The organism is Pyxidicoccus trucidator (assembly GCF_010894435.1).
Taxonomy (GTDB): Bacteria; Myxococcota; Myxococcia; order Myxococcales; family Myxococcaceae; genus Myxococcus; species Myxococcus trucidator.
On record NZ_JAAIXZ010000019.1, the window covers coordinates 97,535 to 119,896 of the forward strand.

General features: G+C 70.4%; 24 protein-coding genes. 12 read left to right on the forward strand and 12 right to left on the reverse strand.

From position 1 onward, the window contains the following. Positions 1–90: 90 nt before the first annotated feature. The 4 genes from G4D85_RS49940 to G4D85_RS38425 all read right to left on the reverse strand — a co-directional run bounded on the left by G4D85_RS49940 (position 91) and on the right by G4D85_RS38425 (position 5,451). The gene (locus tag G4D85_RS49940) at positions 91–3,258 is read right to left on the reverse strand and encodes a sensor histidine kinase (RefSeq protein WP_240359751.1); all 3,168 of its coding nucleotides are present in this window, start codon (positions 3,256–3,258) and stop codon (positions 91–93) included. Between the two features lie 117 nt (positions 3,259–3,375). After that, on the reverse strand, positions 3,376–4,497 hold the full coding sequence (locus G4D85_RS38415) for an RMD1 family protein (protein WP_164019091.1): 1,122 nt from the start codon (positions 4,495–4,497) through the stop codon (positions 3,376–3,378). 21 nt (positions 4,498–4,518) lie between these two features. After that, positions 4,519–5,103 (reverse strand): Uma2 family endonuclease, encoded by a 585-nt coding sequence (locus G4D85_RS38420; RefSeq protein WP_338052932.1) that lies wholly within the window; start codon positions 5,101–5,103, stop codon positions 4,519–4,521. 171 nt (positions 5,104–5,274) lie between these two features. Continuing rightward, positions 5,275–5,451, reverse strand: a complete 177-nt coding sequence (locus G4D85_RS38425) for a hypothetical protein (protein WP_164019094.1) — start codon at positions 5,449–5,451, stop codon at positions 5,275–5,277. A gap of 254 nt (positions 5,452–5,705) precedes the next feature. Here G4D85_RS38425 and G4D85_RS38430 point away from each other — a divergent pair, with 254 nt between their 5' ends. Next, positions 5,706–6,083 carry a hypothetical protein gene (locus G4D85_RS38430; RefSeq protein ID WP_164019096.1) on the forward strand — a complete coding sequence of 126 codons (378 nt, stop codon included), beginning with the start codon at positions 5,706–5,708 and terminating at the stop codon, positions 6,081–6,083. Positions 6,084–6,119: 36 nt separating this feature from the next. Here the strand turns inward: G4D85_RS38430 and G4D85_RS38435 are convergent, their stop codons facing one another. The 3 genes from G4D85_RS38435 to G4D85_RS38445 all read right to left on the reverse strand — a co-directional run bounded on the left by G4D85_RS38435 (position 6,120) and on the right by G4D85_RS38445 (position 8,346). Next, on the reverse strand, positions 6,120–6,998 hold the full coding sequence (locus G4D85_RS38435; RefSeq protein WP_164019098.1) for a tryptophan 2,3-dioxygenase: 879 nt from the start codon (positions 6,996–6,998) through the stop codon (positions 6,120–6,122). Between the two features lie 133 nt (positions 6,999–7,131). Next, complete coding sequence (locus tag G4D85_RS38440) at positions 7,132–7,656, reverse strand: cell wall protein (RefSeq protein ID WP_164019100.1); 525 nt, start codon at positions 7,654–7,656, stop codon at positions 7,132–7,134. Between the two features lie 192 nt (positions 7,657–7,848). Beyond that, positions 7,849–8,346 (reverse strand): hemerythrin domain-containing protein, encoded by a 498-nt coding sequence (locus tag G4D85_RS38445; RefSeq protein ID WP_164019101.1) that lies wholly within the window; start codon positions 8,344–8,346, stop codon positions 7,849–7,851. A 201-nt stretch (positions 8,347–8,547) separates the two neighbouring features. Between G4D85_RS38445 and G4D85_RS38450 the strand changes: the two genes are divergently transcribed. The 5 genes from G4D85_RS38450 (at position 8,548) to G4D85_RS38470 (ending at position 12,809) form a co-directional block, all read left to right on the forward strand. Continuing rightward, entirely contained in the window at positions 8,548–9,270 is a 723-nt protein-coding gene (locus G4D85_RS38450; protein WP_164019103.1) for a lysophospholipid acyltransferase family protein, read from the forward strand. After that, a complete protein-coding gene (locus tag G4D85_RS38455) occupies positions 9,263–10,150 on the forward strand; it encodes an alpha/beta fold hydrolase (protein WP_164019104.1) in 888 nt (295 codons plus the stop codon). The genes G4D85_RS38450 and G4D85_RS38455 overlap by 8 nt, the downstream gene beginning before the upstream one ends. A 23-nt stretch (positions 10,151–10,173) precedes the next feature. Beyond that, positions 10,174–11,112 (forward strand): proline dehydrogenase family protein, encoded by a 939-nt coding sequence (locus tag G4D85_RS38460; protein ID WP_164019106.1) that lies wholly within the window; start codon positions 10,174–10,176, stop codon positions 11,110–11,112. Between the two features lie 36 nt (positions 11,113–11,148). Continuing rightward, positions 11,149–11,805 carry a TlpA family protein disulfide reductase gene (locus G4D85_RS38465; protein ID WP_164019108.1) on the forward strand — a complete coding sequence of 219 codons (657 nt, stop codon included), beginning with the start codon at positions 11,149–11,151 and terminating at the stop codon, positions 11,803–11,805. A gap of 113 nt (positions 11,806–11,918) precedes the next feature. After that, positions 11,919–12,809 carry a hypothetical protein gene (locus G4D85_RS38470; RefSeq protein WP_164019110.1) on the forward strand — a complete coding sequence of 297 codons (891 nt, stop codon included), beginning with the start codon at positions 11,919–11,921 and terminating at the stop codon, positions 12,807–12,809. A 13-nt stretch (positions 12,810–12,822) separates the two neighbouring features. Here the strand turns inward: G4D85_RS38470 and G4D85_RS38475 are convergent, their stop codons facing one another. Then, on the reverse strand, positions 12,823–13,389 hold the full coding sequence (locus tag G4D85_RS38475; RefSeq protein WP_164019112.1) for a PIN domain-containing protein: 567 nt from the start codon (positions 13,387–13,389) through the stop codon (positions 12,823–12,825). Positions 13,390–13,531: 142 nt separating this feature from the next. Between G4D85_RS38475 and G4D85_RS49945 the strand changes: the two genes are divergently transcribed. The 3 genes from G4D85_RS49945 (at position 13,532) to G4D85_RS38490 (ending at position 15,837) form a co-directional block, all read left to right on the forward strand. Beyond that, the gene (locus G4D85_RS49945; RefSeq protein WP_164019113.1) at positions 13,532–14,008 is read left to right on the forward strand and encodes a helix-turn-helix domain-containing protein; all 477 of its coding nucleotides are present in this window, start codon (positions 13,532–13,534) and stop codon (positions 14,006–14,008) included. A 183-nt stretch (positions 14,009–14,191) separates the two neighbouring features. Further along, positions 14,192–14,638 (forward strand): hypothetical protein, encoded by a 447-nt coding sequence (locus G4D85_RS38485; protein ID WP_205525887.1) that lies wholly within the window; start codon positions 14,192–14,194, stop codon positions 14,636–14,638. A 302-nt stretch (positions 14,639–14,940) separates the two neighbouring features. Beyond that, complete coding sequence (locus G4D85_RS38490; protein ID WP_164019117.1) at positions 14,941–15,837, forward strand: hypothetical protein; 897 nt, start codon at positions 14,941–14,943, stop codon at positions 15,835–15,837. A gap of 107 nt (positions 15,838–15,944) precedes the next feature. Here G4D85_RS38490 and G4D85_RS38495 read toward each other — a convergent pair whose 3' ends face one another. Beyond that, positions 15,945–16,514: a hypothetical protein gene (locus G4D85_RS38495; RefSeq protein WP_164019119.1), complete on the reverse strand. Its 570-nt coding sequence runs from the start codon at positions 16,512–16,514 to the stop codon at positions 15,945–15,947. A gap of 116 nt (positions 16,515–16,630) precedes the next feature. Further along, positions 16,631–17,629: an SDR family NAD(P)-dependent oxidoreductase gene (locus G4D85_RS38500; protein ID WP_164019120.1), complete on the reverse strand. Its 999-nt coding sequence runs from the start codon at positions 17,627–17,629 to the stop codon at positions 16,631–16,633. A 553-nt stretch (positions 17,630–18,182) separates the two neighbouring features. Here G4D85_RS38500 and G4D85_RS38505 point away from each other — a divergent pair. From G4D85_RS38505 to amrB, 3 genes are all read left to right on the forward strand, one after another. Beyond that, positions 18,183–19,238, forward strand: a complete 1,056-nt coding sequence (locus tag G4D85_RS38505) for a radical SAM protein (protein ID WP_164019122.1) — start codon at positions 18,183–18,185, stop codon at positions 19,236–19,238. After that, a complete protein-coding gene (locus G4D85_RS38510) occupies positions 19,235–20,218 on the forward strand; it encodes a ribosomal protein L7/L12 (protein WP_164019124.1) in 984 nt (327 codons plus the stop codon). The genes G4D85_RS38505 and G4D85_RS38510 overlap by 4 nt, the downstream gene beginning before the upstream one ends. 145 nt (positions 20,219–20,363) lie before the next feature. After that, the gene (gene amrB, locus G4D85_RS38515) at positions 20,364–21,164 is read left to right on the forward strand and encodes an AmmeMemoRadiSam system protein B (RefSeq protein ID WP_164019126.1); all 801 of its coding nucleotides are present in this window, start codon (positions 20,364–20,366) and stop codon (positions 21,162–21,164) included. A 33-nt stretch (positions 21,165–21,197) separates the two neighbouring features. Here the strand turns inward: amrB and G4D85_RS38520 are convergent, their stop codons facing one another. Together G4D85_RS38520 and G4D85_RS38525 are read right to left on the reverse strand one after the other, a co-directional pair. After that, positions 21,198–21,812 (reverse strand): TIGR02265 family protein, encoded by a 615-nt coding sequence (locus G4D85_RS38520; protein ID WP_164019128.1) that lies wholly within the window; start codon positions 21,810–21,812, stop codon positions 21,198–21,200. Positions 21,813–21,943: 131 nt separating this feature from the next. Next, complete coding sequence (locus tag G4D85_RS38525) at positions 21,944–22,258, reverse strand: DUF3817 domain-containing protein (RefSeq protein ID WP_164019129.1); 315 nt, start codon at positions 22,256–22,258, stop codon at positions 21,944–21,946. Positions 22,259–22,362: the final 104 nt, after the last annotated feature.

Sequence of the window (22,362 nt, forward strand, 5' to 3'; positions counted from 1 at the left end):
GTCGATGCCCTCATCCCTCACCGCGAGGACGACGTACCGCGTGAAGTCCGGCTTGCGGATGGCGTTCCCGAGCCACACGAGCAGGTCCGCCTATGCCGCGCCCGTGCCGGCTGTTTCAGCGGTCAGCGGCAGCTCCACGGTGAAGGTGGAACCCCGCCCCGGCTCGCTCTCCAGTCGGATGCAGCCGCCGTGCGCTTCAACGATGCGCTTCGTAATCCACAGGCCCAGGCCCAGCCCCTTGAAGTGCTGCACCGACGCCGAGCGCTCGAAGCGTTCGAAGATGCGCTCCTGCTCGTCGGGCGCGACCCCAATTCCCTCGTCGCGCACGGCCAGCCGAGCCACCGCGGCCTGGACGTCCACCGTCACCAGCACCGGACGGCCCGCGCCGTATTTCGCCGCATTCGACAGCAGGTTGACCAGCACCTGCTCCAGCCGCAGCCGGTCCCAGTGTCCGGTCACCGCGCCATCCAGCGCGAGGCGCACTTCGCTGCCCGCCCGTGCCAGCTCCTCCGACATGCGCGACACCAGCTCGCGAGTCAGCGCCGACAGGTCCACCTCTTCGCACTGGAGGCTCAGCCGCCCGGAGCTGATGCGTGACACGTCCAGCAGGTCGTCGATGAGCAACCCCAGCCGCTGGCTCGCGCGCGCCGCCTTCTCCGCGCGCTCCGCCAGTCCGCTCGCCGCCATCGCCTCCTTCGCCATGCGCGCGAGCAGGTGGATTTGAAGCTGGAGCGCGTTGAGCGGGGACTTCAGCTCGTGGCCAGCGACGGACAGCAGCTCGTCACGGGCCTTCACCGCCTGGGTGGCCGCGCCATAGAGCCGAGCATCTTCAATCGCCAGCGCCGCTCGTGCCGCCAGGCTCTCCAGCAGCGCGCGCTCCTCCAGCGTGTACTCATGACCCTGCGCATCGCGCATCACCCCCAGCGTGCCGAGCACCCTGCCCCGCGCGCCCAGCGGCACGATGATGATGCTCTGCGGTCCGTAGCGCTCCAGGAAGGACACGCCTTCCGGCAGCCGCTCGCCGTGCAGCTCCTCCGCGTTCAGCCGAGGCACGAAGAGCGTCTGCCCCGTGGCCAACACCCGGCCCGACAGTCCCTCTCCCCGCGTCGGAGGAATGCGACGGAGCGACTCCTCCAGCACCGCGCGCGCCTCCGGGTTCGGGTGGTGGACCGACACCACGTCCAGGTGCTCCCGGTCCGCCGAGAGGAGCTGGAGCACGCACGCGTCGCCAATGGCCTCCGACACCTTGCGCGCCAGCACGTCCAGGACGTTGGGCAGGTCCAGCCCGGCTTCCGCGATGAGCTGGCTGACCTGCACCAGCACATGGAGCCGCGCGGCGCTGCGCCGGCTCTCCTCCTCGGCCGCACGCGCCTTGCGGAGCAGCCGCGCATTGTCGATGGCCAGCGCCGCGCGCCCCGCCAGCTCCTCCGCCAGCTCCAGGTCCGCGGCGTCGAACGGCGGCCGCTCCTCGCTCCGCACGAAGGTGAGCGCGCCCAGCGTGCGCTGCCGCGCCACCAGCGGCGTCACGATGAGCGAGCCCACGCCCGGCGCGCGCGCTGCATCCCCCTGGGATGAGTCCTCCCCCTCCGCCGCCGACGGCGCTGCTTCACCGTGTGCGGACTCCTCCCGCGTCTCCACGAACCGCGCGGACGGGCGCGCCGCGTCCCCCAGAGGCATCCCCGCGGCCTTCGCCAACGAGCGTGCGGTATCCCCCCACGGCGACTCCGCCGCGCGAGTCCCCGCCCCACCCACCCACGACTGCGCCGCTTCACCGTGCAGCGACTCTCCGACGCGCTCCCCCAGGGCCTTCGCCAGCGGAGGCACCGTCTCACCTCTCGCCGGCCCCTCCGAGCCCCTCGCCATGGGACGCGTCATCATCCGCGAGCGCCCCGAAGCCAGCACGTCCGCCAGCAGCGCCGAGTGCCCGGGTCCTCCCGGCTCTCGCGAGGCGCGCATCAACCCCTGCGTCTCCGACGGGTCCGCGTGCAGCACCGCCAGCCGCCGCACGACGCCGTCCTCGTACGAGTCCACCGTGCACCCATCCGCGAAGCTGCCCAGCGCCAGCCTCGCCACGCCCGCCACCGTCTCCTCCCACTCCAGCGAGCCCGCCACCAGCGCACTCGCGTCCGCCAGCAGCCGCAGCCGCTGTCCCGCCGCCTCCGCCTGGAGCCGCGCGGTGTGCTCGCGCTCGTACAGCCGCGAGCGCTCCAGCGCCTGGCCACACTGCCGCGCCAGCCCGGTAATCGACGTCCGCTCCAGCGCGGAGAAGCGCTTCGCCTCACCGAAGCCGAAGCCCAGCGTCCCGAAGATGCGCCCCTCCACATACAGCGGCAGCAGCACCAGCGACCCCGCCTGCCCCGAGGCCACCAGCCCCGCCAGCCGCGGGTAGCGCGCCAGCACCTCTTCCTGCGTCTCCAGCCACACCGGCGCGCCCGTCCGCACCGCGTCGTAGCCCGGCAGGTCCTTTCCTCCCCGGGGCAGCACGCGCATGGGGGCCACCAGCTCTTCGGGCAACCCCACCGACGCCGTCAGCTCCACCGCCGTCCCGCCCGCGTCGACCAGGTGCACCATGCCATTCACCGCGCCCACCGCGGGCAGGCCCAGGTCCAGCACCACGCGCGCCACCTCGTCGCGGGTGAGCGCGCGGCCGAAGGCCTCCGTCACGGCCTGGAAGCGGCTGAGGCGCAGCACCTCCGTCTCCTCCACCTCCGCCCGGGCGTGCAGCACGGACTGGCGCGTGCGCTCCGCCATGCGCTCTCGCTCCAGCGCCAGCCCGGCCAGCCTCGCGTAGAGGCCGAAGCGCTTCACGTCCTCCTCCGTCGGCTGCCGCGCCTCGCGGAAGAGCACCGCCAGCACCCCGGCGGGGCCCCGGCCCGAGGAGAAGAAGAAGGGCAGCGACAGCAGTGAGCCCGCCTCCAGCCGACGCCGGGCCTCGGGCTCGTCCGCGAGCAGCGCGTCCCGCTCCAGCTCCGCCGCGACGTACGGCACCGGTGTCTCGGAAGGGCCGGGCGCATGGGCCAGCAGCCGCTGCGCGCAGATGACCGACACCTCCTCGGGCACACCGGGCGTGACGAGGGTGCGCAGCCGTCCCGCCTCGCCCCACCAGCAGACGAAGGCACTGGGAGCGCCCAGCGTGGCGGCCGATTGACGTAGCAGTTCCTCCAGCACCGCCACCACTGGCGGTGCCGCCGCAAGCCGCTCCAGGGCCCGCGACATGCGGTCCACCGCGGCCATCAGGCTGCTCTCGGGCACCTTCATGCCCCACTCCCCCCGGCACGGGCCTGCTGCACCCCGCCTCGTGCCTCAGTCTCCCACGTCCGGGGAATCAGGGAAACCCGACGTCCCGGACAGGGTTACAAAGGCCCCAGCGCCCCCTCAGTGCTCGAACACCTTGAAGAAGGCGAAGAAGATTTCGAGGACGATGAGCAGGACGATGATGGCCTCGAGCGTGTGGGAGCGGTCGATGTCCACGTCTCCCTTGAGCAGGCCATACGTCTGGGCGAGCAGCTGCTGCTTCCGGGTGACGGAGTCCTGCCAGTTGGGGATGCGCATGCGGCGCACCGCGCCCTCGTAGACCTTGGCCAGGTAGAAGTCGCCGATGACCTTCAGGCTGTTCTCCACGCGCTCGATGAACTCGTTGAGGTCCACCAGCGTGGCGAGCGTCTGCCGCGTCAGGTTCCGGTACGGGCTGCGGAACAGGCGAATCCACCCGTGGCGCTTGGCCTGCACCTCTTCGTGGATGCGGGTGATGTGCTCGTCCAGCCGCTCGTCGTAGTAGCGGAACTCCAGGAGCTGCGCGTTGGCGATCTCCAGCAGGTCCGGGATGTCGCCCGAGCCCGAGGGCTCGTAGACGAAGGCACTGTTCCAGTCGATGACGACCAGGTCGTTGATGGTGTAGCTGAAGCGCGCCTTCGTCACCGACTCGACTTCACCGGCGGACAGCGGCACGGCGCCGTTCTCTCCCAGCAGCAGCCGCGCGAGGTCGGCGCGGGCGAGCAGCTCGTCCGCGCTGGGGTTGCCGCGAATGCTCTCCGCGAAGATGACGGTGTAGCTCTCGTTCTGGTCCCACAGGTGCGGCTCCTGCACGGCGGGCGCAATGGTGCGGCGCACGCCCTCGACGAGCTCCAGCGCCAGGTCCTCCAGCGCCTGGCTGTCGTAGAGCTCATCGGCCACGCGGGTGAGGTGCTCGAAGGAGGTGCCGGGGACGACGGGGACGCGGAGGATGATGGAGGCGGCGCCGTGGTCGAACAGGCGCGCGGTGGCGTCCACGGTGACGGGGCCGTCACGCAGGGCCAGGGGCTTGCGGCCCAGCTCATAGGCCAGCGGAGGATTGGGGAGCTGGAGGTACTGGCTGTTCTCGCGGGACAGCTTGAGCCGGCGCGAGTCCTCGGTCAGCGCCTTGCGCGCACGCTCGAGGTCGATTTCCTCGGCGATGTCGAAGGTGCGGTAGCAGAGGACGTGGGCCTTGTCGAAGAGCAGGGGGACTTCGGCAGCCATGGTATGGGCAGCCTACCCCGCTCAGTCCTCCCACAGGACGCGAAGTTCCAGAGGGAAGGCGTCGAAGGGTTCGACACGGACGGTGGCCTCGCCCACATATGTGGCGAGCCTTACGTAATGGGGACCTTCGAGCCGGAAGACCTCCAGGGTGCGGGCCCGTGGCTCTACCAGCCACACGTGCCGCACGCCCTCGCGCGCATAGACGGTCATCTTCTGGTCCCGGTCCAGCGCGGCAGTGGATGGGGAGAGCACCTCGCAGAGCCAGTCCGGGGCAATCTCGATGAAGGGGGCATCCGGAATCCTCGGCACCCGCTCGCGTCGCCAGCCCGCGAGGTCTGGCACGAGCACGTCACTCCCCAGGTGCAGCTCCTCCTCGAAGCGAATGAGCCACCCACCCGGGCCCCCGGAGCCCCGTTCGAATGGGGGGTACAGCTCACCATGAACCCTTGAGGCAACCCGCCCATGCGGAGTTGCTGGCCTGGGGCTCGCGTACAGCACTCCAGCAATGATTTCCCCTACCTGATTTGGAGGAAGTGCCTCCAGGTCTGCATAGGTGGCGGGCTTGTGGGTCATTTCCGGGACAAGTAACCTGAGAGGTAGCCTCATGGCCGGAGATTCCCACCCCGGTCCGACATGACAAACCGCAGCCGCGTCAGGACAGTCCTCACAGGCAAAGACACACGCCGCCCGCGCGGGACGGGAATGGCGTGATACCTCCGATGTAACAGGAGAGAAGGGCCGGCGGAAACCCGTCCCCTCACTCCTGCACGCTGTCCGTCAGTCCTCCGGCGAATGCGGCGGGAAGACCACGGGCTTGCCGGGGCCAGGGCTCTCATCCGGCATGTGGCCGATATGCCCTGGCGTGGGGAGGGGACGGTCTCCCGCCTCGCGCTTGAGGGGTGTCTCGTCCTGGGGAAGCCGCGGGTCCTTCTTGGGCGTCTCGCGCTCGGCCATGATTCGCTCCTTCCGTGAGGGAATGAAGGCGGTTGAGTCCCTTCAAGCTAGGGAGCGACTCCGAAACGAGCAGTCCTTACAGGCCGCCCGCCAACCAGCCAGCCAGTCCGCCCGCGTGAGGCCAGGCGAATGCCGCCCCCCATGCCGGGCGTCATCTCCGCGTTCTCCTCGCTCCGAGGGGAGCGGGCCTCTAGAGTGCCTCGCCAGCACCCGGGCGGAGCAGGCCGGGCTTCCGCCTTTGAAAGGACGGATTCATGGTTCAGCACGTTGAGCGTCGTCTGGGTCTTCTCTCGGGACTCGCGGTGGCCGTGTTGCTGGCATGCGCTCCCGCCAGCGCGAAGGCCCCTCCCGCGGACGCAGGCACCTCATCCGGCAAGGACGGCGGCACCTCCGCCAAGGCGGCTCCCGCGCCGGAGCAGAAGTCCGACGGCGCCACCGCCAAGGCCTCCGGCGGCGGCAGCTGCTCGGGCAAGGCCACCTTCTGCGGCGTCTACGGGCAGACCTTCTGCAGCAGCCAGCCGGGGTGCTCCTACTCCTTCGCCACCAGCACCTGCGGCGGCCTGCCCATCAAGTGCGAGAAGGCCACCAACGAGGCCTTCTGCAAGAAAATCAAGGGCTGCACCTGGCAGTGAGCGGCGCCCGCTGAGCGCCCGTCTCCGGGCAGGCGCTCAGGGCGTCCGGTTCCGGGCCGTGGGCGGCGCCAGCTCCGTGCGCACGTCCCACAGCTCCGGGAAGAAGCGCAGCTCCAACGCCTTTCGCAGGAAGCCCACGCCCGACGAGCCGCCCGTGCCCTGCTTGAAGCCGATGATGCGCATCACCGTCATCATGTGGCGGTAGCGCCAGAGCTGGAACCGCTCCTCCGTGTCCACCAGCTTCTCGCACATCTCATACGCATCCCAGTGCGAGTCCGGGTCCTCGTAGATGCGGCGGAACACCTCCACCACCTCGGGGCTCTTCTCGTACGGCTGGCGCCAGTCGCGCTGCACGTGGCTCTGCGGCACCGGGTGCCCCATGCGGGACAGGTGGCGCAGGAACTCGTCGTAGAGGCCGGGAGACTCCAGCAGGCGCTCCAGCTCCGCGTGCACGGCGGGCACGTGCCTGAAGGGCCCCAGCGCGTTCGGGTCCTTGTTGCCCAGCAGGAACTCCACCGCGCGGTACTGGAAGCTCTGGAAGCCCGACGCGCTGCCGAGCGTGTCCCGGAACTCCAGGTACTCGTTCGGGGTGAGCGTCTCCAGCACGCTCCACTGCTCGAAGAGCATCCGCTGGATGTGCGCCACACGCGCGAAAATCTTGAACGAGGGCTCCAGCTTGTCGGCCTGCACGTAGCGGATGCACGCCCCCAGCTCGTGGATGAGCAGCTTCATCCACAGCTCGCTCGTCTGGTGCTGGATGATGAAGAGCAGCTCGTCGTGGTGCGGAGGCTGCGAGCGCGGAACCTGCGCAGACAGCAGCCGGTCGAGCTGAAGGTAATCACCGTACGTGGTCCTACCGGCCAGGTCGGTGATGATTCCAGGCTCCAGGTCTCGTTTGTTCATGGGCCCGGGCATACATGCTCCTGCGAACCCCCGCGAGCAAGTCTCTCTCGCACGGGCATACCCCGAACCCACTCCCCACAAACGGAAGCTCGGTAGACGGGGGCGCGGTCACATTCTGCCCGGGCCGGGGCAGCGTGCCGCTAGGCTAGCCTGCGTTTCCAGCCTGGGCGGCCGCTGCCAGCGCCTTGGACGCGGCGCGTCCACGGGGCAGCTTGATGTCGTCCACGGAGTTGGGCTCGGCGTAGTCCCGCCACTGGGACGGGCGGCGGTTGGTCTTCTCCAGCATCCGCAGCTTCTGGTAGTGGGCCGCGCAGTAGCCCTTGGTGCGGCTGGGCTTGCCGCAGTCCTTGATGGCGCACTCGCGCGAGCCCTCGTTGCCCGCCGCCGGCTTGCGGCCGCGGCGCTTGCCACCCGCCACCGGAGCGGCGCTCACCGTCGGGCGGGAGGGCGGACGGCCCGGACCCCGGCGACCGGCCTTGGCCGCGGGAGCGTTGGCGCCGAACAGGGGGCCGACGACCTCGGCCAGGGGGGCCAGCCGCTCGGCCACGTTGCGAAGCGCGTCCAGATCCGCCGTGCCTGCCTCCAGCCGGGAGACCACATCGCGCAGCGGCTTCAGCTGGGCATCGATTTCATTGCGGATCATGTCCCGAAACGCTTTATCCACGGACATTCGTTGAATCCTCACCTGGGTAACTGCAGGGGTAGTTGAAAGACTGGGGGATGTTGTGTGGTGATGCAGCCATACCCTTACCTTCCAAACAAGGATTTGTCTAAAGGAAGTGATAAAAGTTGCGACTGGCAACGGACCAGCCGCCCTTTTGTCGCAGGTCTCACCTGTTTCCCGGCGCTGAAACCCGCCGGGTCAGCCGTCCCAGCGCAGGGACTCCAGCAGGGGGCCCCGGCCTGGAACGTGGAAGGCGTGGGCGCGCGCGAGCAGCTCCTCGCGGGTGGCCGATAAATCACGCCTCAGGTCATCCTGTTGCTGGGCATCCAGTGCCATCCTCAGGCGTGGCAGCATGGCGTTCTCTTCTTCTTGGAAATGCGCCACGACCAGGTCTTCGAGGGCGAAGAGCCGTGCCTGCCACTCGGGATGACCGAGCGGGAGCTCCTCCAGCTCATCCATCAGCTCCCGCATGGTGAGATGGTCTTCGGCCTCTTCACGGGCCCTGGAGCGCCCCTCCACCTGCATGAGCAGCGGATAGAAGCAGCGCTCCTCCAGACGGGAGTGCAGCCGCAGCAGCTCCAGCAACTCCGTTACCTGGGAGCGCAGCTCCTCGGGCTCCGAGCCGGACACCAGCCGCTCGAAGCATTCCTCCAGCTCTCGGTGCTGGTCGATGAGGATGTCGAACGGGTTGCCCATACCCCAACGTTCGACACGGCAGAGGAAGCAGACAACCAAAGCCTGCCTTCAGCTTGCCATTAATCCTGCTCAAGTCAGGGTTGAAGGTGACCTCCTGAGGGGGAGAAAACGTGTCTCAGGAGACAGGCGCCTGCCCGGCGGTCTGCCCTCCAGGCCGGGCCCGGGTGGCGGAGTGCGGGGGCGTCGCCATCTTTCTTCCCCGTGGAAGCCTCGCTCGCCAGCCTGCGCCGGGCCGTGTTCCGCTTCGCCGAGAGGGGCGCGGCGCTCTCGGCCCTGTACCACCGCGCGAAGCTGGTGGGCGCCGAGCACCTGCCGCTGGCCGGGCCCGTGCTGCTGGTGGGCAACCATGGCGTATGGGGCTACGAGACACCTGCCTTCTTCCACCTGCTCCATCGCGCCACCGGCCGCTATCCGCTGGGGCTGGCCGAGCGGGGCTTCTTCCGAATCCCCCTGGTGCGCACGGTGCTGCCCTGGCTGGGCGGCGTGGAGGGCACGCGGGAGAACGCGCTGGCGGCGCTGGAGTCCGGGGAGCTCCTCGTCTGCTACCCGGGCGGCGCGCGGGAGACCTTCAAGCGCAGCCAGGGGCGCTACCGGCTGCGCTGGGAGCGGGCGCTGGGCTTCGTTCGGCTCGCGGCGCAAGCGGGGGTGCCGGTGGTGCCCTTCGCGGGCTTCGGCGTGGACGACACCTTCTTCTGGCCGCCCGGCGAGGAGCGGCTGTGCCTGCGGCTGACCGCGGAGGACAAGTACCGGATGCCGCTGGTGCTGGGGCTGGGGCCGCTGCCGCTCCCGGTGCAGCTCACCTTCGCGGTGGGCGCGCCGCTGGAGCCACCGCCTCCCGACGCCCCCGAGTCCCGCCTGCGCAACTTCAGGGACCGCGTGGCCGCCAGCGTCCGGTGGCTGTTGGTGAGGGCCTGCCATGCTTGATGCCGCCTCGCAGTCACCTCGGGCTCCGGTGCCTCACCGCAGCCCGCCGCTCGTCCCGGACCTGGAGGACATCCAGTCCGGCTACGAGCACCTGCTCCACGAGGAGCGCTTCGTGCGCGGCACGCCGGTGCGCCTGTTCACCTTCCCCGGTGAGAGCGTGGCCGTGAGGCGCACCGTGGTGTGTCTGCCGGGGCTGGGCGCCAGTGGGCGCTCCTTCGCTCCCATGGGACCGCTGGCGGACGAGCTGCGGCTGCTCCTGTGGACACCGCCGCTGAGCACTCCGGCGACGCACACGCCGCTCCAGTGGAACCTGGCCGTGCTGAGCCACGTGGAGGCGGGGCTGCCCGAGCGCTTCGCGCTGGTGGGCTCCTCGTACGGCAGCCTGCTGTCCATCGCGTACACGCTGGCGCACCCGGAGCGGGTGAAGGCGCTGGTGCTGGTGTCTCCGGTGGCCAGCGTGCACCGCATCCGCCGGCTGGCGCTGACGCTGTCCACGCTGGTGCGCTCGCCCAAGCCGCTGGCGTACCTGATGGCCCCCACGGTGGCGCGGGTGCTGGGCGGCCCGCACCTGCCGCCGGAGGGCCGCGCGGAAATCGTGCGCGAGGCACGCCGGATGTCCTCCATGGAGCTGCTGCGCCGTCTGCGGGACGTGCTGGCGGCGGACTACCTGCACCGGCTCCACGAGCTCCGGGTGCCCACGCTCATCATCCAGGGCGGCCGTGACTTGCTGGTGCCCACGCGCGCCGCGCGGGACGTGGCCGAGCACATCCCCGGGGCGCGCATGGAGGTGCTCCGGGAGGCCAGCCACCTGCCGTACATGACCCATCCACAGTCCTTCAACAACCTCGTCGGAGACTTCCTGCTGCATCACGCGGACTGAAGACACCGCCTCGCCAGACACCCATGACCACCGCCGCCGCCCACCTGTCCCGCTCCGCCCTGCTGTTCCTGTCCCGCCAGGAGAACCTCAAGGACCTGGCCACGCGCCTGAAGCCCTTCCGGAAGATGGCGTCACGCTTCATCGCCGGCGAGACGCTGGAGGAGGCGGTGGACGCGGTGAAGGCCCTCGACGCGCAGGGGCTCACGGCCTCCTTCGACCACCTCAACGAGGCGGTGAAGACGCCGGAGGAGACGCGCGACGAGGTGCGCCAGTACCAGCGGCTGCTGGCGCGCATCGACCAGGTGGGGGTGAAGGCCAACGTGTCGCTGAAGCTGACCCAGTGCGGCCTGCTGTTCGACCCGGCGCTGGCGCTGGAGAACGCGCGCGCGGTGGTGGCCGACGCGACCCGGCGCGGCTCCTTCGTGCGCATCGACATGGAGCACAGCGCGGTGACGCAGGCGACGCTGGACATCGTCCGGGAGCTGCACGCGGAGTTCGGCGAGCCCCACGTGGGCGCGGTGCTCCAGAGCTACCTGCGGCGCACGGAGGCGGACGCGCGGGCCCTGAGCAGGGACCGGGTGCGCATCCGGCTGTGCAAGGGCGCGTACCTGGAGGGCCCGGACGTGGCCTTCCCCGACAAGGCGGAGGTGGACGCCAACTTCGTGCGCTGCATGAAGGTGCTGCTCGACAGCGGCGTGTACCACGGCATCGCCACGCACGATGAGCGGATGATTGACGCCACGCTGGAGTACGCGGCGAAGCAGCACCTGCCTCACGGGGCGTATGAGTTCCAGATGCTCTATGGCATCCGGCGGGACTTGCAGGAGCGGCTGGCGAAGGACGGGCACCCGGTGCGCATCTACGTTCCGTACGGGCGGCACTGGTACCCGTACTTCATGCGCCGGCTGGCCGAGCGTCCGGCCAACCTGTGGTTCGTCATGCGCAACCTCGTTCGCGGGTAGCACCGGGGCACGGAGCGGGTATCCTCCGCTCCGCCCATGACCCTTGCGAAATCGTTCTTCATCGGTGGCGCCGTGCTGCTGTCGGCCGGGTGCGCCTCGTCCCGTTCCGCGGCGGGTTCGGAGCCCGCGCACGGACAGCTCAGCTCGCTGAGCGTGGCGTCGCGTCCGGGCGCGGAGTTCTGCGAGCACCGCGTGCCTCGCGAGACGTGCACCCGGTGCAATCCCCACCTCGAGGAGAAGTTCAAGGCGGCGAAGGACTGGTGCGGCGAGCACGCCGTGCCGGAGTCCCAGTGCTACCTCTGCCACCCGGACCTGTCCTTCGAGCCGCTGCCGGCGCTCGCGGAAGGCGCGGACCTGCGCAAGCTGTCCGAGGCCGGCGAGGACGTGCCGGAATTGGGCTCGCATGCGGTGCGCGGCAAGGTGACGGTGTTCGACTTCTACGCGGACTGGTGCCCGCCGTGCCGCCAGGTGGACGCGCACATGTACGGGCTGCTCAACGGGCGCACGGACGTGGCGTACCGGAAGCTGAACGTCGTCTCGTGGGACACGCCGCTGGCGAAGCGGTACCTGGGCGGCGTGCCGAACCTCCCCTTCGTCGTCGTCTACGGCAAGGACGGGCGCGAGGTGGCGCGGCTGATGGGGCTGGATTTGGACGCGCTCGACAAGGCGATTGCCGAGGGAGGCTCGCGATGAGGTGGCTGGCGGTGGCGGCGGGGCTCCTCGCGCTGGCGGTGCCGGGCCCGGCCGCCGCGTGCGCGGGTTGAAGCAATCCCAACCTCCCGGTCGGGGGGAACTCACAGACTGCCTTGAAGGCGGGCCAGACGTCCGTGTCGCTGGCCCTGCTGGCCACGTCCGTGCGCGTGGTGCACGAGTCGTACTGTCCGGACATCGGCCCCATCTGCGGTGAGCGCGACGAGCCACCGCAGCTCCATGACCAGCGCTTCTCGCTGGGCGAGCTGCGGGCACGGGTGGAGTACGGGCTGACGGCGCAGTGGGGACTGGAGCTGCAGCTGCCCCTGCGGCTGAACGCGACGACGGTGCAGTTCCGGCGGTTGGATGGGACGCCGGTGTCGCTGGACTACGTGAACATCCACCACCGCGACGAGACGCTGTTCGGCCTCGGGGATGCGTGGGTGCGGGCGCGGTATGCCTTCGGGCTCGGGGACGTGGGGCTGGTGGCGCGGGCGGGCTTCACGGTGCCGGTGGGGGGCACGGTGGAGAACCCGTTCTCCCTGGGCGAGGCGGGATACGAGCACCAGCACGTGCAGTTCGGCACGGGGACGGTGCAGCCGCTGCTCGCGCTGGAGGCGGAGCGGCGGTGGGACAGCGGCTGGAGTGCCAGGGCATGGGGACAGGCCCAGCTGGCGCTGGTGGAGAACCGGTACGGCTACCGGAGCGGGCACCGCTTCGCGGTGGGCCTGTCGGGCGAAATGCCGGTGGTGGGAGCGCTGCGACTGAGCGCGGGCGCGGACCTGGCCAACGAGCAGCCCGAGCGGTGGGACGGGCGCGTGCAGCAGGACGGCAACCTGGGCCGCACGGACGTGCTCGTGGGGGGCGGATTGACGTACCCCGTGGGCCGCGTGCAGTTGGGGCTGACGGTGCGCGTACCGGTGTACCAGCACATCATCGGCCACCACGGGCAGCTCACGTACCCGGGCCTGATGGGGCTCACGGCGGAGACGCTGTTCGGAGAGTGACGGGCCCACGTCTTCAAGGGCCCAGCAGTCGAGTGAGGACGGTCACCGCTTCGCTCAAGCCCTGCTGGCGCAGCACCTCGAGCATCTCCGCCAGGGTCCTCCGTGGGTTCTTGAGCGCTGCGGCCTGCTCCTGAATCACCCGAGCCACGGCCGCGCCATCCAGGTCGATGATGTTCAGCAGGAAGTCATCCGGGTGCTGTGCCTCCATGCCGTACGAGGCAAGCACCCTGGCCGGGAAGTCCCTCAGGTTGAAGGTGATGATGGCCTGCGCGCCACATCGGATGGCAGCCGCGAGCACGTGCCTGTCATCAGGGTCGGGGAGCCCGGTGAGTCCCACGACGAGTGACTCGTAGCCAGGAACCCGTCCATCCGGGATGGCCGCTTCGAGGAACTGCCGGCTGCGTGCCAGCTGCGCGGGGCTCAAGTCGGGACGCTGCGATGCGATGCTCCGGAAGCACTCGTCGAGAATCTGTTCGGTCCACTTCGCTTGAAAGATGCCAGTCAGGCTCACGCGGACGAGCAGGTCTCGGAGCGGTGCCGGGAACAGGACGCAGGCGTCGTAGACCACGATGAAGGACATGTCAGCGGCAGGCTAGAGACTACCTCTGACGTCCTCCACCCTACAGACAACCCTCCGCCGCTCCAACGGTTGCACCTGCTGCGGATATTGCGGATATTTCGTTTGTCCGGGCCCGCGAAGCCCCTCAGCCAGGAGTCGTTGCATGGGAGTTGGAGTGGACCTTCGTGGCGTCGCCGCCCTCGGTGAAGCAGGCGTCCAGGAGGCTGCGCGTGCGGCGCGCCTGCTCGCCCCCTTCTTGAAGAAGACCCGGAAACGCGCAGCCCCGCGCCTCAGCATCCACCCCGAGGGTGAGTCCCCCACCGAGGGCATCACCGTCCCTCGCGAGGCTTTAGAGTTGTTCGTCCGCATCCTGGAACAGATGGCCCAGGGCCACGCGGTGACCATCGTCCCCATCCATGCGGAGCTGACGACCCAGGAGGCCGCGAACCTGCTGAACGTCTCGCGGCCCTACCTCATCGGACTGCTCGACCAGGGCGCCCTTCCCTTTCACCGGGTGGGCACGCACCGACGCATCCGGTTCGACGACCTCATGGCCTACAAGCGCGAGGACGATGCGCGCCGCAGGAAGGTCGTGGACGAGCTGACGGAAGACGCCCAGAAGCTCGGGCTCGGCTACTGAGCCCCGAGGCGAAGCGCCAGGGGCCTGGTCCTCCGACTGCTCTTGCTTGAGGGACGCTCCGCGCATGCCCCACCTTACGAGGGTAGATGTCCCTCACACGGAAGGCGCATCCATGGGGCTCACGTCGGTGTCTCGCTCGTCTCGCCTTCCTCCGTGTCGGGCTTTCCGCGCGCGGACATGAGCTTGCGAGCCACACTTCCCCAGGCCCTGCTCGCGGGAGCCGCCGGCACCGTCGCGCTCCGGGCCTTCGTGGCGCTGCGCAACCGGGTGCTCGGGCGGCCTCCGCCGTATGCCGCGCGGCACATCGCCGCGCGGCTCGCTCGCTCCGTACTCCACCGTGAGCTGTCTTCCCTCCAGGCCCGCCGCTGGGGTGACGCCATGCGCGCGGTATATGGCCCGCTGCTGGGAGTCGCCTGGATGTTCGCCCGGGAGACCGCTTCCGGGAGCCCCGCTCCACCCGGCCTCGTGCTGGGCATCGGGGTGCTCGGCTTCGAGCTCGCGAGCTTCCCCGTACTGAGCGCGACCGAGTCACTCCGCACCTGGAGCGCCGCCGAGCATGGCTGGCTCGTGGCGCAGACGGCCGTGTACGGCCTCGTCACCGAGGCCACGCTGTCCCTGCTCCTGCGCTGAGCGCCACCTCCGTCCGGGACGCGCGGGCTGCTCGTACCGCGGGGACACCCGCTGTCGCCCTGTCATCACGCTGCCGCAGGGGACGGATGTTTCAGCTCCCAAGCGTGCGTCAGGAAATCCCTATCAACATCGGCGACGTTCCCCGACCCGCGTGGCGGAATGGACAATCACCCACGACCCGAGCCGCTGTTCGTCAGGACCCTGCCTGGGTAAGCGTCTGTTCATCTCGCGGAGCCCTGTCAGACCTCTCTGTCAGATTGGGTTCACATCACCCGGGCATTCCTGCTCGGCGGAGGTGTGGCATGTCGCTGCGTCCCATCCGACGTCTTTCCATGACACGGGCCCTGCCGGCCGCGGTGCTGCTGCTCACCCTCACCCTGGGCTGCGCGAACACGCCCATGGGCACGGGCGGCTCGGGACAGGAGGGCATGGACCCGGGGCAGCCCGCCGCCACGGACCCGAAGGCCGCCAGCGCCGAGGCCGGGCAGGTCGCCGAGCACGTGTGGGCCGTGGCCAGTGGCGTGCACGACGTGGGCTCGCGCCTGGTCTTCACCTTCTGGTCCGAGCGCGGCGCGCTCACGATGACGGGCTATGAGGCCGCGCAGCGGGGTGGCCGCCGTGGGAAGCCGGTCAACGCGAACAGCACCCAGCGCGCGGTGGTCCTCGCGCTCGCCACCGCCATGCAGGGCAACACGGGCGAGCTGCAACTGACGCTGCGGCGGGGAGACACCTCCTGGGAGGTGGAGCCCAACGCCTCCTTCCACTCCCTCCGCCCGACCGAGGCGCGGACGGCTCCCGGGCGTCAGGGCGTCTTCGTGCTGGGTCAGTCCACCACCGTGTCCGCGGGCCTGCAGCAACTGCTCAAGTCCGTGGAGGTGCCGGCGGACGGGACGGTGTGGGTGGACCTCAACGTGCGCGTGCACAACGGCCGCGTGGTGGACTGGAAGCTGGAGCAGTGGCGTCCCATCCGCGCGGGCCGTGGCGGCAAGCCCCGTCCGGTGTCCCCACAGGTCGTCCGCGAGGCGGCGAACGTCGTCGTCCTCTACGCCCCGGGCATGGGCTCGCGCACCGTCCACCTGGGGCTGCGGCTGTCCCACCGCGACAACGAGCAGGTCGCGAGCGGCTGGGTGGAGGAGACCCGCGTGGACCGACTGCCGTCCACCGACGGAGACCGGGGCCTCGCAACTCCCACGGAGTGAGCCCGGGGCCCCAGACGCGACGAGCCCCGGCACGCGACGGAGTTTCTCCGTCACGTCCGGGGCCCTGACTTCACGGCGTCGGCCGCGTCCGCGAGGACGCGTCGGGCCTAGAAGTAACCGCCGAGGGTGGTGGCGACGCTGAACGCCAGCTCCACATCATCGCCCAGGCCGAAGGCCAGGCGCGGGCCGCCGCCCACGAAGAAGTGGTCCGACACGTGGAAGAGGAACGGCGCATACCCCTCCAGGATGACGGTGACGTCGGCCGGCAGGGCCTGGTTCGCGAAGGGCAGGAGGTTGTCACCCAGCTGCAGCGTGACGATGCCCTTGGGCCACACCGACACGCGGTCGGTGAGGGGGATGTTGTAGCCGATGCGCGCGTTCAGCCCGAAGCCGACGAGGTCGTCGCCATCGGCGAAGAGCGCGCGGAGCTGCATGCCGCTGCCGACGGACAGGTTCTGCTTGATGAAGTAGTCCGCGCCCGGCTCCAGGAAGACGAAGCCCACGCCGCTGCCCTGCGTGGAATACCCGAGGCTCGCGGAAGCGTCCGTGCTGATGACCAGCTGCGCGGGCTGACCGAAGTTGCCTCCGCCCGACGCCGCCACCTCCTGCGCACCCGCACTCACCGACACCATGAGCCCAGCCGTCGCGGCCAGGGCCTGCCACTTGTTTGCCTGCATGATGCGTCCCTCCATTGCGTGAGCCCGGCGGACCTACCCGGGCGCTCGCGGCCCCTTCTAGCGAAAGGGCGCGGAGGAACACCTGTTATTTCGTTATTCGTGTGAGCAATGCGCCATCAACGGACAGCCCGGGCCAGCCCCCGGGCCCCCAGGGCCGCCCCGCCCAGCACGCCCCCCACCAGCGCCGCCAGCCCCGCCACCGTCGAGAAACGCTTCCACTTCGGCGTCGGCGGCACGCTCCCGTAGGCCCCCACGCCCTCGGGCACCGGCTGGAAGAGGTTGCCCTCCGGACGCTCGACGGGCTCCGGCTCCGTCTGCAGCCGGGCGCCGTACCGGCCCAGGATGAGGTTGCCCACGAAGGGCGCCACCCGGTCCATCCACAGCACCAGCGAGCCCTGGAGGAAGACGGGCACCTCCGTGCGGCCCGGCTTTCGCGCGCACTTCACCACCGCGCGCGCGATGAGGTCCACGTCGTACGTGGGCGGCACCGGCACCGGCTTCTTCCCGAACTGCGTGGGCGCATGGTCGAACATCGGCGTCGCCACCGACGGCACCAGCACGTTGGACACCTGGATGCCCGTGCCGTGCAGCTCGAGCCGCAGCGCCTTCGCCCAGCCCAGCGTCGCGTGCTTCGCCGCCGTGTACGCGGACAGCAGCGGCGCGGCGCCCTCGGACAGCATGGACTGGACGTTGAGCACGTGGCCGCTGCCCTGCTTGCGGAAGTGCGGCAGCACCGCGTGCGCGAAGCGCAGGAAGCCCAGGCAGGTGACGTCCAGCGTGCGCTGGATATGCTCCCACGGAAGCTGGTCGAAGTAGCCGTAGGTCTGCACCCCCGCGTCATTCACCAGGATGTCGATGCGGCCGTAGCGCGCCAGGCACTCGCGCACCACCCGGTCCACGTCCTCGCGCACCGTCACGTCGCCGGGCACCACGAGACACTCGCCGCCCGCGGCCTCCACCACCGTCCGGAGCGACTCCAGCGCCTCGCGCCGCCGCGCGGTGACACACAGCTTCACGCCCTGCTCCGCCAGGCGCACCGCGGACTGCCACCCCACCCCGCTGGATGCCCCCGTGACGATGGCGACCTTCCCTGCAAGTTGTTCGCGGCGAGCCATGTGCGCACGTCCCCTCTTCGCGGCCAGGTCCTGGGACGATGCGGCGCGACGGCCCACGCGGTAACCGGGCCGACGCGCGGGGCCGCCTGGCTGCCTGCCCCACTCGGGGCGCCAGGGACACGGACATGGGGGACGGCCGGTGGAGGAGTAGGAACCCGGCCGGCCCCCTGCCCGCTCGCCCCGCGCTCCCGGTGGGTGTGGGCCACCGGGGAGGAGTGCGCGGGGCAATTGCCTGTTCGGTGTGCAGCGCCTCCGAGGGAAGGAGGTGCGGGTGGAAGAAGGTGTCCATGGCGGCCCCGCGTCACAGAGCAAGCAGCGAGCCATGGCCGCCCTCCAGTGGAAGTGGCGGTAGCTCGGGCCTCGAGCGCGAAGCGGAGAGCCACCAGCGCCCGGCCCCGGGACCCGCACGTCCCATGAGCGGACAGTGCGGAGGGTGGGCATCTCACCCTCGCCCCGAGCCGTGTTAGTGGGCATCCCACCCTCGCGGGTGGAGGGCCTGGAGGCGTCAGGCGCCCGCGCCAGCGAGCGTCCACGTCGCGGCCCTCGGGCTCCCATGCGCGCATCCGACTCCAGCCCACCTGCTCCCTCCCTCACGGACGCGGCCGATGACGCCGACCGCGTGCCGGTGCCCGCGCCCTTCGCCCGCCTGCGCCGCTTTCCGCTGGATGGCGCGCTGCTGCTGTTCGACCGGGACAGCGGGACGAACGTGCGCTGCGAGGGCCCGGAGACGGCGCACCTGCGCCAGCGCGCCCCCAGGGCCGTGCAGTTCGGCATCACCAACCGCTGCAACCTCGCGTGCACCTTCTGCTCGCGTGATTTGGAGGCCCGCAGCGACTGGACGGCGGACAGCGCCTTCGCCGTGCTCTCCGGGCTGGCCTCCGCGGGCGTACTGGAAGTGGCCTTCGGAGGCGGTGAGCCCTGGGCCTTCCCCCGCTTCGAAGAACTCGTGTGCCGGCTGCACGGCGAGACGCCGCTGGCGGTGAGCTTCACCACCAACGGGCTGGCGCTCACACGCCGCCGCCTGGACGCCGTGCGCGGCCGCTATGGCCAGTGCCGCGTGTCCCTCTATGACGACAATGACTGGCGCGGCACGGTGGCGCGGCTGGCGGACGCGGGCGCGCGCTTCGGCGTCAACTACCTGGTGACGCCCGAGCGGCTGTCCTCCCTGGAGACGGTGGTGCTGGAGCTGGTGGCGCTGGGCTGCCGTGACGTGCTGCTGCTCAGCTACAACGGCGCGGACCGCGCGCTGCACCTGGCTCCGGACGCGGCGCGAGACCTGGCCCGGCGCGTGGCGCTGCTCGGCCGGGCGCTCGTGGGCCGGTGCCACCTGAAGCTCGACGTGTGCTGGGGTGAGCGCATGGAGGGCGTGCCGCGCCTCTTCGACCGCGCGGACTGTGGCGCGGGGCGCGAGTTCCTCGTCCTCACCAGCGACAGGAAGGTGATGCCGTGCAGCTTCCACCACGTCACCTTCCCGGTGGCGTCGGCGGACGAGGTCATGGCGGTATGGCGCGGCCAGCGTGAGGCGCTGGCGTCCGCGTCGCGACTGCCGGGGTGCGCGCGCACGCCCGGCTACGGGCTGGAGTCACCGGCCCCCGGAGGTACGGCGTGAAGGTCCAGGTCTGGAACGCGTTCGCGAGCAACAACAGCGGCAGCTACACCCTGGTGGGCCGCTTCCCCAACGAGACGCTCGCCGCCGACGTCGCCGCCGAGCTGGCCCGGGTGGCCGCCGAGCACAATGTCTGGATGGAGGAGCGCCATCAGAAGGGCTGGGATGATGATGCCCCGCCATCGCCGCTGGAGATCTTCATGCAGCACCACGGCCTCACCCCGGTGCGCTTCACGCAGCTGGAGGATGTCTGGCCCGAGCACAGCGACATCAACACGCCCAGGGTGTGGGCCCAGGGCCACCAGGTGTTCGTGCACCACGGCTGCACGGTGACCCTGCCGCCCACCTTCGGCGAGTACTTCTACAAGCGCGGCGGGCGCGTGGAGACGGAGCTGGACCACTCGCACCACCCGCTCATCGGCGTCTTCCAGCTCAGGTATCCCTACGCGGCCCGCGCCGGTCAGGACGTCCCGGCCCTGGCGCTGCGGGCGCTGGACGCGCTGTACGCGGAGGACGGGCCGCTGGTGCAGCTCACCCATCCGGAGCCACTGCCCGCCTGGCGCGTGGGCGAGCGCTTCGGCGATGGCGACCTCACCGTGGGCGCCGTGTTCACCGACCTGGTCGAGGGCTTCACCACGGTGGACCGCATCGCCCGGGCCCACGGCTTCACCGTCGAGGTGAAGGTATTCGAGTCGTGGGATAGGAAGGGGGATGCGCTCGCCTTCCTCCGGCCGTGCATCCCACCCCTGCCGACGCGCGAGTTGTTCGACGTCGTCCTCACCGGCGCCACGTCCCAGGCCACCCTCGCCGTCACCGGGATGATTGAGGAACTGCGGCAGGTGGACCCGAAGGAGGCTCGCGCGCTGCTGGACTCGGCGCCCGCCCCGGTGCGGCGGCGGCTGCCACGCGGCGTGGCCGAGGCAATGGCGAGCCGGCTCCAGCGCGTCGGCGCCCGCGTGGAGGTGCGCCCCTCCGAGCCGTAGCCGCGCTCCGCCAGACACTCGCAACTGCTTGCAGTTCAATTCCAATCAACCCCCTGCCCGCCCGGTGGTGCCCCGGTTGGGAAGGCGTGGTCCCCGCATGTCATCCTTGCCAATACGCTGCAACGGAATGACCGGTTGGAGGACCATGGCTCGTGTGCGACTTCCCGCCGCGGCGGGCTCGTTCTATCCCGCCAGCCCCTCCGCCCTGGCCACCGCGGTCGACGGGTGGCTGGAGCGGGCCCCCATCTCCGACAGGGAAAGGCCCTCGGCACTCGTCGTCCCTCATGCCGGCTACGTCTACTCCGGCGCGGTGGCCGCCACCGCCTACGCCACGCTGCGCGCCTTCAAGGGCAGGACGCCACGCGTGCTGCTGCTGGGGCCGTGCCACTTCCTTCCGCTACGGGGGCTCGCGTACCCGGACGTAGACGTGCTGTGCACACCCCTGGGCGAGGTGCCGCTGGACGAAGACCTGCGCGAGCGCGCGGCGAGGTTCCGGCAGGTGAGCGTCTCCTCGGAGGCCCACGAGGCGGAGCACTCGCTGGAGGTGCAGCTCCCCTTCCTGCAGCGCGTGCTGGGGCACTTCCGCGTGCTTCCCCTGGTGGTGGGCAGCGCCGACGCGGAAGAGGTGGAGGAGGTGCTCGACGCGCTCTGGGCTCCGGATGTGCTGCCCATCGTCAGCTCGGACCTGTCGCACTACCTCCCCTATGAGGACGCACGGGAGGCGGACCGCGAGACGGCCGAGCGGGTGCTCTCGCTCGACGGCCCGCTGGACAGGGGGAGCGCGTGCGGCGCGGCCGGCATCAGCGGGTTGCTCCTGGCGGCCCGGAAGCGCGGGCTCCGACCGCGACTGCTGGACCTGCGCAGCTCGGGAGACACGGCGGGCGGACACGACGAGGTGGTGGGCTACGGCGCGTTCGCGTTCTACCCGCCCGGCACCGGCTCCTGAGCCTCCCGGCACCGCGCGCCACGCTGGCCGGGCTCAGCTGTCCCAGGCCAGGGTGTACTCGCTGTCGAGCAGCGAGGTCTGCCACCCGCGCACCTGGATGTCCTGCGCACCCACCGCCTGCAGGGCGCCTTCGAGCATGCCCTCGTTGTAGGCGACGGGCGTGAAGATGCGCCGCATGTGGATGCGGCCGGCGCGCGGGCCCGTCCACTCCACCTGCAGCTCTCCGAAGTTGATGGCCATGCGGTACGCCTCGGGGAGCATCTCCACGAGCTGCTTCGGCTCGCCGCCCACCTGCTGCCGCACCTCGGCGCCGAACATGGAGTTGATGAAGGCCAGCGTGCCCTGCACGCCAAGCTGCCGCATCGCCTCCTCGAAGCCGCCCAGCTGCGGCGCCAGCAGCCGCGTCGCCGCGAAGAACAGGCGCATGAAGGGGGGCACGGGATAGAGCTCGTTGAGGTCCAGGTCCTTCTGGACGTCACCGCCCTCGATGATGCGCGACACGGCCTGCTCGTCACCGAGGAAGCGCACGGTGTCGAGCACCGCCGCGAAGAGCATGCCCCGGATGCCCTCCGTGGGCTCCACGAGGGCCAGCCGCGCGGACAGCTCGCGCTCTACGGCCTCTGGCGTGTCCCACCTTCCGCGCTCCATGGTCGTCAGCCCCCGGTGCTGTTTTCCGTGGGGGAATCTCGCATGGCTTCTGCCCGCCCGTGCGAACTCCTGACCGCCCCTGGCGCGGCAGCTCCGCTCTGGTGCGCCCGATGCACCCCGTCCGGGGGACGTCAGCGGGCGACTTCGACGGACGCCTCCTGCTCTCGCCGCAGCCGCGCTTCGAGCACGAAGTTGCCGAAGGGGACCAGCGACGCACCGAAGGCGCCCAGCACGCGCACGAGCGACCAGCGACAGGCGATGGCCACCTCCAACAGCGCGAAGAGGTAGAGGACGAAGAGCAGCCCGTGCACCATGCCCACGACGCGCACGCCCAGCGGCATGCCCGCGAGGTACTTCAGCGGCATCGCGATGAAGAGGAGGGCGATGAAGGACAGGCCCTCGGCCAGGGCCACCGCGCGGAAACGTCCTAGGGGGGTCTTCAGCATGGGGGATTCTCCACCCGCTGTTTCCCATTCCCGGCGCTCCGGGTCCATGCGTCAGGGTGACGCACCCGGGCGGCCCGCCTGTCCTTCGACCAGGCGCGAAGGGC

What these genes read in the sequence shown, in the direction of transcription:
- G4D85_RS49940 (WP_240359751.1), bottom strand. Translation starts at nt 3,258, where the DNA reads ATGAAGGTGCCCGAGAGCAGCCTGATGGCCGCGGTGGACCGCATGTCG.
- G4D85_RS38415 (WP_164019091.1), bottom strand. Translation starts at nt 4,497, where the DNA reads ATGGCTGCCGAAGTCCCCCTGCTCTTCGACAAGGCCCACGTCCTCTGC.
- G4D85_RS38420 (WP_338052932.1), bottom strand. Translation starts at nt 5,103, where the DNA reads ATGAGGCTACCTCTCAGGTTACTTGTCCCGGAAATGACCCACAAGCCC.
- G4D85_RS38425 (WP_164019094.1), bottom strand. Translation starts at nt 5,451, where the DNA reads ATGGCCGAGCGCGAGACGCCCAAGAAGGACCCGCGGCTTCCCCAGGAC.
- G4D85_RS38430 (WP_164019096.1), top strand. Translation starts at nt 5,706, where the DNA reads ATGGTTCAGCACGTTGAGCGTCGTCTGGGTCTTCTCTCGGGACTCGCG.
- G4D85_RS38435 (WP_164019098.1), bottom strand. Translation starts at nt 6,998, where the DNA reads ATGCCCGGGCCCATGAACAAACGAGACCTGGAGCCTGGAATCATCACC.
- G4D85_RS38440 (WP_164019100.1), bottom strand. Translation starts at nt 7,656, where the DNA reads ATGTCCGTGGATAAAGCGTTTCGGGACATGATCCGCAATGAAATCGAT.
- G4D85_RS38445 (WP_164019101.1), bottom strand. Translation starts at nt 8,346, where the DNA reads ATGGGCAACCCGTTCGACATCCTCATCGACCAGCACCGAGAGCTGGAG.
- G4D85_RS38455 (WP_164019104.1), top strand. Translation starts at nt 9,263, where the DNA reads ATGCTTGATGCCGCCTCGCAGTCACCTCGGGCTCCGGTGCCTCACCGC.
- G4D85_RS38460 (WP_164019106.1), top strand. Translation starts at nt 10,174, where the DNA reads ATGACCACCGCCGCCGCCCACCTGTCCCGCTCCGCCCTGCTGTTCCTG.
- G4D85_RS38465 (WP_164019108.1), top strand. Translation starts at nt 11,149, where the DNA reads ATGACCCTTGCGAAATCGTTCTTCATCGGTGGCGCCGTGCTGCTGTCG.
- G4D85_RS38475 (WP_164019112.1), bottom strand. Translation starts at nt 13,389, where the DNA reads ATGTCCTTCATCGTGGTCTACGACGCCTGCGTCCTGTTCCCGGCACCG.
- G4D85_RS49945 (WP_164019113.1), top strand. Translation starts at nt 13,532, where the DNA reads ATGGGAGTTGGAGTGGACCTTCGTGGCGTCGCCGCCCTCGGTGAAGCA.
- G4D85_RS38490 (WP_164019117.1), top strand. Translation starts at nt 14,941, where the DNA reads ATGTCGCTGCGTCCCATCCGACGTCTTTCCATGACACGGGCCCTGCCG.
- G4D85_RS38495 (WP_164019119.1), bottom strand. Translation starts at nt 16,514, where the DNA reads ATGCAGGCAAACAAGTGGCAGGCCCTGGCCGCGACGGCTGGGCTCATG.
- G4D85_RS38500 (WP_164019120.1), bottom strand. Translation starts at nt 17,629, where the DNA reads ATGGCTCGCCGCGAACAACTTGCAGGGAAGGTCGCCATCGTCACGGGG.
- G4D85_RS38505 (WP_164019122.1), top strand. Translation starts at nt 18,183, where the DNA reads ATGCGCGCATCCGACTCCAGCCCACCTGCTCCCTCCCTCACGGACGCG.
- amrB (WP_164019126.1), top strand. Translation starts at nt 20,364, where the DNA reads ATGGCTCGTGTGCGACTTCCCGCCGCGGCGGGCTCGTTCTATCCCGCC.
- G4D85_RS38520 (WP_164019128.1), bottom strand. Translation starts at nt 21,812, where the DNA reads ATGGAGCGCGGAAGGTGGGACACGCCAGAGGCCGTAGAGCGCGAGCTG.
- G4D85_RS38525 (WP_164019129.1), bottom strand. Translation starts at nt 22,258, where the DNA reads ATGCTGAAGACCCCCCTAGGACGTTTCCGCGCGGTGGCCCTGGCCGAG.